This window comes from uncultured Fibrobacter sp., from assembly GCF_937877005.1.
GTDB lineage: Bacteria > Fibrobacterota > Fibrobacteria > Fibrobacterales > Fibrobacteraceae > Fibrobacter.
The window spans coordinates 1-6670 of record NZ_CALEFV010000236.1 but is presented as its reverse complement, the minus strand read 5'-3'; the positions used below and the strand labels follow the sequence as shown (position 1 = coordinate 6670).

Here is a 6670-nt window from a genome sequence, read left to right as displayed (position 1 = left end):
CCCCTGCAAAGGGTGATTCTTTCAAGATGGGCGATACGATTACGGTCGTTTATGGCTCCGATGTTCAGGGTTCCGGCTATAGCTTCAAGTTCAAGACTTCCGAGGAAGATCCGGGCGTCGATATGCTCGAAGAGTCGGCAGGTCCCGAAAAACCGGACGGAAAAACTTGCTATGAACAGAAGGTCGTCTTGACGAAGGATGTCGCCAAGACGACGGATAATGCGATTATCCGAGTGGTCCCGTACGAAAAGACCAGCAAGGGCTCAAACTCCGGTACTTTCAAGGTGACCAAGTAGCCTTGAACGCCACCCTTGAATTTGACGATTCTTCAATCACCGTAGCCCTCGTGGGTTGCGGTGGTTTTATAGGTAGCCATTTGCTACCTGAGTTGTTGGAACGTACCCGTTGGCGCATTTTCGGTGTAGATCTGGATTCCTACCGTATCCAGCAATATTTGACAAATGACCGGTTCGATTTTTTATGTGCGGATTTGGCGGATCCTGAGGTGGTGCAGCGTATCGCGCAGTATCCGGTCGTGATTAATTTGGCTGCAATCTGTACTCCGGGCCGTTACATGGCCGAAGCGGCAGAGGTCATTCGCAGCAATTACAATCATCCAGCCGCACTTGCCGATGCCTGCGCTAAAAATGGATGCTGGCTTATTCATTTTTCGACATCTGAAATTTATGGTAAGACGGCCTGTGACTCGGGCGCTCTTGTCGAGGATGAATCGGAAATCGTTCTTGGTCCAGTCTCTGCGAGCCGCTGGAGCTATGCGACGGCGAAGCTCCTGACGGAACGCTATTTGGCGGGGCTTCCTCAGTTGAAGTGGACTGTTCTTCGTCCGTTCAATTTCGTGGGCCCGTTCATGGACTTTATGCCCGGAGTCGATGGCGAAGGCATTCCACGCGTACTCGCCAATTTCTCGACGGCGCTTGTCCGTGGCGAAACGCTTAAGCTTGTGAACGGGGGAGTGGCTAGGCGCTGCTTTACATCGATTCACGATGCAATCGATTTCATGTTCCGCTTATTTGCTGTCGGGGGGAAGCCCGCTTTTTCGCAGGCATTCAATATCGGAAATCCCGATAATGAAGTTTCGATTGCGGAACTTGCGCAGATGATGCGTAATGTATTTGCAAAGATTAAGGATATCTCTGAAAGCGATGTCCCCGGTGTAGAAGAAGTTGCGGGCGAAGCTTACTACGGCAAGGGTTATGACGATTCCATGCGTAGACTACCGTCTGTTGAAAAAGCGGAAGACCTGCTGAATTTCAGGGCGAAGATTCCTCTTCGGGAGGCCCTTGAGGAATCGCTTTCGTGGTTTACAAATTATTATGCTCCCGTCAACGAATAAAGATTACTTTGTATTTGTTCCTGCGTTCAATGTAGCGAATACCCTTGTAGCAGTGCTGCAAAAAATTCCGGATAGCGTATGGAAACGAGCCTGTGTTCTGGTAATCGATGACGGTTCCGTTGACGGAACTCACGAGACTTTCGATGAATATGTGGCGGGCTTGGACGACGGTGACGAAAAAAAACGGAGCTTGCGTTATATGCGCTTTGAACAGAACCGCGGCTACGGAGCGGTCGTCAAGAAGGGACTTGCCGAGGCGCTGCATGCGAAGTCGCGGTTTGTCGCTTGTCTACATGGCGATGCCCAGTATCCCGCCAATCAGCTGGGAGAGTTTTTTGATTGTCTAGAAAAGCATGATACGCTCGCCCTGGTACAGGGCTCGCGTCATTTGACGCGTGGTGGAGCGAAAGCGGGCAAGATGCCTCTACACAAACGCCTAGGCGGAAAATTTCTGACGAAAGTTGAAAATATTGCTTTCAGGCAGAAGCTGACGGACCGTCATAGCGGCTATATCGTATATTCGGCCGAATTTCTGAAAACGGTCAACCTTGAAAAACTGAGTCCTTCGTTCGATATAGACCTCGAACTCATTGCCATTGCTGATGCTCGAGGCTTGGCGCTGGCGGAGCTTCCTATTCCGACTCGGTATGCCGAGGAAAAGTCTAATCTCAATGTAGTGACCTACGGTCTGCGCGTCTTGCTACAGGTCGGTCGTCGCCTATGTAAAAGGCCGTCTTAGCTTTTGATGTAAAAAAGACGCTCCCATTGGGAGCGTCTCCTGTCTATTGTGCGTTTGAAGAGATTTCCTTTACGCGAGGCCAGAGGCCGCTAGTAAATGAACAGACATTTGGCTGCGCACCTTTGCTTCGACAAGCTCAGCACAGGCTTGGGAAGCACGATGTTGTTTATTAGTAAATAAACAACATCTCGCGGTATTTCGGAAGCGGCCATTTTTCGTCCGGGACGATGCTTTCTAGCTTGTCCACGTCCACGCGGAGATCCGCCATCGCCTCGAGAATGTTTTCATGCTTTTCGCCGAGGGCCTTGGCCATCTTATCGGTAGATTCGCTGAGAGCCTGGAATTTTTCTCCAAGTTCGCGGGCATAGGCATCGACTGCGGCAAATCCCTGCGCCTTGGCCATCTCGTTGGTCTTGAGTGCATTGCTATAGGCGCACAGAACCTGCGGAAGGATGATGTTCTTGGCGATATCGTAAGAGATCTTGCCTTCGATGTGGATCTTCTTGTGGTATTCTTCCAGGTTCACTTCGTAGCGGGATTCGAGTTCGCGCTTGTTGAATACGCCGTACTTCTCGAAGAGGGCCACGTTTTCGGCCTTGTTGAGGGCCTGGAGTGCTTCCATGGTGGTGCGGATGTTCGGGAGGCCACGCTTGGCGGCTTCTTCGACCCATTCGTCGGTGTATCCGTTTCCGTTGAAGATGACGCGCTTGTGTTCCTTCACGATCTTCTGCAACAGGTTCTGCAGTTCTTCGTGGAACTTGTCGGCCGGAACGCTCTGCAGCTTGTCGGCGATGAGGTCGAAGGCTTCGGCGACGATCGTGTTCAAGATGACGTTCGGTTCGGAGCAACTCTGGCTGGAACCCGGAGCGCGGAATTCAAACTTGTTGCCGGTGAAGGCGAACGGAGAAGTTCTATTACGGTCGGTAGCATCGCGCGGGAGTGGTGGAAGCGTGTCGGAACCGAGTACCAGGGAAACGCCCTGCTTGCTGGACTTGGGTTCGCCCTTTTCGAGCTGGTCGATGATGTCTGCTAGCTGGTCGCCCAGGTACATGGAGATGATTGCCGGAGGCGCTTCGTTGGCACCGAGACGGTGGTCGTTTCCAGCGCCGGAAACAGCCATGCGGAGCAGGTCAGCGTGGGTGTCGACGGCGTAGATCACGGCACAGAGCGTAGTGAGGAAGATGGCGTTCTGGTGCGGGTCCTTGCCCGGGTTCAACAGGTTCGTCTTGCCGTAGTTTACGGACCAGTTGTTATGCTTGCCGGAACCGTTGATGCCTGCGAACGGCTTTTCGTGCAGCAGGCACACGAGGCCATGACGGTCGGCGACCTGGCGGAGCACTTCCATAATCTGCATGTTGTGGTCGCAGGCGAGGTTCACTTCCTCGAACATCGGGGCAAGTTCGAACTGCGCCGGAGCGACTTCGTTGTGGCGGGTCTTGGCCGGAATGCCGAGCTTCCAGAGTTCCTTTTCCACGTCGTTCATGAAGTTCAGGATGCGGGCCGGAATGCTACCAAAGTAATGGTCTTCCATCTGCTGGTGCTTTGCAGGGGCTGCACCGAACAGCGTGCGGCCGGCCTGGTAAAGGTCCGGGCGCTGCAGGTAGAAACGCTTGTCGATGAGGAAGTATTCCTGTTCGGCACCGAGGGTGACGGTGACCTTCTGCTGGGCCACGCCGAACATGCCCATGAGACGGTCGGCGGACTTCTGCAGGGCCTGAATGGAGCGGAGTAGCGGAGTCTTCTTGTCCAAGGCTTCGCCGGTGTAGCTACAGAATGCGGTCGGGATGCAGAGGGTGGCACCGTTGCCGTGGCGCTTGATGAATGCGGGGGAGGTCGGGTCCCAGGCGGTGTAGCCGCGGGCTTCGAAGGTGGAGCGAAGGCCTCCGCTCGGGAAGGAAGATGCGTCCGGCTCGCCGACAATCAGGTTCTTTCCACTGAAGGCGAGAATTGCCTTGTCGCCTTCCGGTTCAAGGAAAGAGTCGTGCTTTTCGGCGGTGGAGCCTGTGAGCGGCTGGAACCAGTGCGTAAAGTGGGTGGCGCCGCGATCGAGTGCCCATTTCTTCATGCCGTGGGCGACTTCGCCTGCGATGCTCGGGTCAAGTGGAGCGCCGCCTTCAATGGTTGCGAAGAGTTTTTTGCACACGTCCTTCGGCAGGTAGGTGCGCATGGCGTCAGCATTAAAAACGTCTTCGCCGTAAAAATCAATGTTTGCAGGTGCTGCGGCCATCACGCCTTTGGCGCCTTCGCTTGCGATTTCCTTGATCGCTTTCAGTCTGTATTCGTTGCTCATGGCAATCTCCTTATGATTTGTTTTTTTTTCGGAATTCCATTTGCAAAATGCGTGCCAATATTCATTTTTTGTGAATTTGCACAAAAAAGCGGGAAATGCTGGCTCTTGGTGAAAAATGGTTATTTTCAAAAAATGAAAAAAAGAGATGTTGTTTACAGTGAGTGTAATCCTTGGTTTCTATAAATTGCGGATTCTTCATGAAGCTGGAGAATAGGCTGTATCAGGCTTTCTGTGATTTCAAAAAGTGTAATAAAGCGCTATTTTCTTACACGATATGTAAATATTGATGGGCGGTTTTATTGGCAGAATTTTTGCTTTTTACAAAATCTTTCCGATTTTTCATTTATTGGAGGGTTTTTGTGGAAATTGGCACAGTTTTTGCAAAAGTGATGCGCAAAAAGCAAAAAAAAGGATTATTATGAACGCTCAAGCCCTTTACGATCCGATTAACGAACACGATGCCTGCGGCGTTGGCCTTGTCGCCAATATTAATAATGTCGCCTCGCATCAGATTGTACTTCAGGGGATTACGGTCCTCAAAAGACTTATGCACCGTGGTGCAGCAGGTGGAGACCCGGAAACCGGCGACGGTGCGGGTCTTTTGCTTTCAATGCCGCATAAATTCTTCCGTAAGGTTTATGCCGACCTTCCAGAGCATTATGGTGTCGCTATGGTGTTCGTCGAAAATTCGGTCGATGCGGATGCCTGTGACGCCGAAATCAAGCGCATTGCCGAAAGCGAAGGGGTGGGACTTCTCCATGTGCGTGAAGTGCCGGTGGATGCTTCCGTCATTGGGCGTACGGCTCGTGAAACCTTGCCGCATATCCGTCAGTTCTTCTTTGATGGTTCTGTTTTTGAGAGTGAAAACGCATTTAATATCAAACTGTACGTGATTCGTCGCCTAATTGAGAAGGCGCTAAAGAACATTTATATCTGTAGCTGCTCGGCAAAGACAGTGGTCTACAAGGGTCTTCTGCTTGCAAGTCAGATAGAGGGCTTTTATGCGGACTTGAACGACTTGGATTTTGAATCTCCGATTGCTCTCGTTCATCAGCGCTATTCGACCAATACTTTCCCGACCTGGCCTTTGGCGCACCCTTTCCGCTATCTGGCTCATAATGGTGAAATCAATACCCTGCGTGGTAATCTGAATAGCCTCAAGTCCCGTGAACCGCACTTGAAGAGCGATATCATCGGTGAAGACCTGCAAAAGCTCTTGCCGCTGATTCCGGCGGGCCAGAGCGACTCTGCCTGCCTCGATAATATGTTTGAACTTCTGGTCGCTGCAGGTCGTAGTTTGCCTCACGCAATTCTCATGATGATGCCGCAGGCTTGGGGACAGAAACATTATCTGGGTCGCGATGTTCGCGGATTCTTTGAGTACGAATCCATGCTCATGGAACCATGGGACGGGCCGGCTGCCGTGGCGTTTACCGATGGTGTGAATGCCGGTGCGATCCTTGACCGCAACGGTCTTCGTCCGGCTCGTTACACACTATGTAAAGATGGACTCTTCGTGATGGCGTCCGAAACAGGTGTACTTGACTTGAACGATGGCGAGGTTCTCGAAAAGGGAAGACTCAAACCTGGCGAAATCATTTACCTGGATATCGAGAATCATCGGATTCTGAAGAATGCCGAGATGAAGGCTCTCGTGGCGCGCAGCAAGCCTTACCGCCGCTGGGTTGCCGAAAACAAGATGAGCGTACGCGGCCTCTTCAGCGAAATCAATCCCTCTACTGTTCCCGATGACCTGCTTATCCAGCAGAAGCGTTTTGGCTACTCTGCCGAGGACTTGAGCGTTATTTTGCAGCCCATGGCCAAGACCGGTGCCGAACCGCTCGGCTCCATGGGTAATGATGCCGCGCTGGCCGTTCTTTCGGACAAGCCGCAGCCGCTGTTCAACTATTTCAAGCAGCTGTTTGCCCAGGTGACGAACCCGCCGATTGACCCGATTCGCGAAGAGCTCGTGATGAGCCTTACGACCTATATCGGAAACCACGGGAATATCCTCGAGGAAACTCCGGAGCAGGCGCACCTTATCAAGATTCCGCGTCCTATCGTGACGGAAGACGAAATCCGTCATTTCGAAAACATCGGCGACAAGAGCTTCAAGGCAAAGGATTTGAAGATGCAGTTCCCGATGGGTGGCGATGGTTCCGTACTCGAAGAAGCCCTGCAGAAGCTGGCGGGCGATGCGGTGCGTGCCGTGCAGGACGGATTCAATATCATCGTGCTCACCGACAAGAATATTGACTGGGGTTACGTGCCTATACCTTCGCTCCTC

At 52.2% G+C, this 6670-nt stretch carries 5 protein-coding genes; 4 read left to right on the top strand and 1 reads right to left on the bottom strand.

The features are described 5' to 3' along the window. The 3 genes from Q0628_RS10415 to Q0628_RS10405 all read left to right on the top strand — a co-directional run. Nucleotides 1-296 (top strand): hypothetical protein (locus tag Q0628_RS10415; RefSeq protein ID WP_298770783.1); only part of this gene is annotated, 296 nt, incomplete at its 5' end. 2 nt (nucleotides 297-298) lie between these two features. After that, nucleotides 299-1354, top strand: a complete 1056-nt coding sequence (locus Q0628_RS10410; RefSeq protein WP_298770781.1) for an NAD-dependent epimerase/dehydratase family protein — start codon at nucleotides 299-301, stop codon at nucleotides 1352-1354. After that, the gene (locus Q0628_RS10405; protein WP_298770779.1) at nucleotides 1335-2093 is read left to right on the top strand and encodes a glycosyltransferase family 2 protein; all 759 of its coding nucleotides are present in this window, start codon (nucleotides 1335-1337) and stop codon (nucleotides 2091-2093) included. Before Q0628_RS10410 ends, Q0628_RS10405 begins: the two co-directional genes overlap by 20 nt. Before the next feature lie 169 nt (nucleotides 2094-2262). On the opposite strand, the gene Q0628_RS10400 is transcribed toward Q0628_RS10405, so the two are convergent. Continuing rightward, nucleotides 2263-4320, bottom strand: a complete 2058-nt coding sequence (locus Q0628_RS10400) for a glutamine synthetase III (protein WP_366979154.1) — start codon at nucleotides 4318-4320, stop codon at nucleotides 2263-2265. Nucleotides 4321-4801: 481 nt separating this feature from the next. Here Q0628_RS10400 and Q0628_RS10395 point away from each other — a divergent pair. After that, nucleotides 4802-6670 (top strand): glutamate synthase central domain-containing protein (locus tag Q0628_RS10395; protein ID WP_298770775.1); only part of this gene is annotated, 1869 nt, incomplete at its 3' end.

Coding starts and splice junctions, on each gene's coding strand:
- Q0628_RS10405 (WP_298770779.1), top strand. CDS start 1,335: ATGCTCCCGTCAACGAATAAAGATTACTTTGTATTTGTTCCTGCGTTC.
- Q0628_RS10400 (WP_366979154.1), bottom strand. CDS start 4,320: ATGGCCGCAGCACCTGCAAACATTGATTTTTACGGCGAAGACGTTTTT.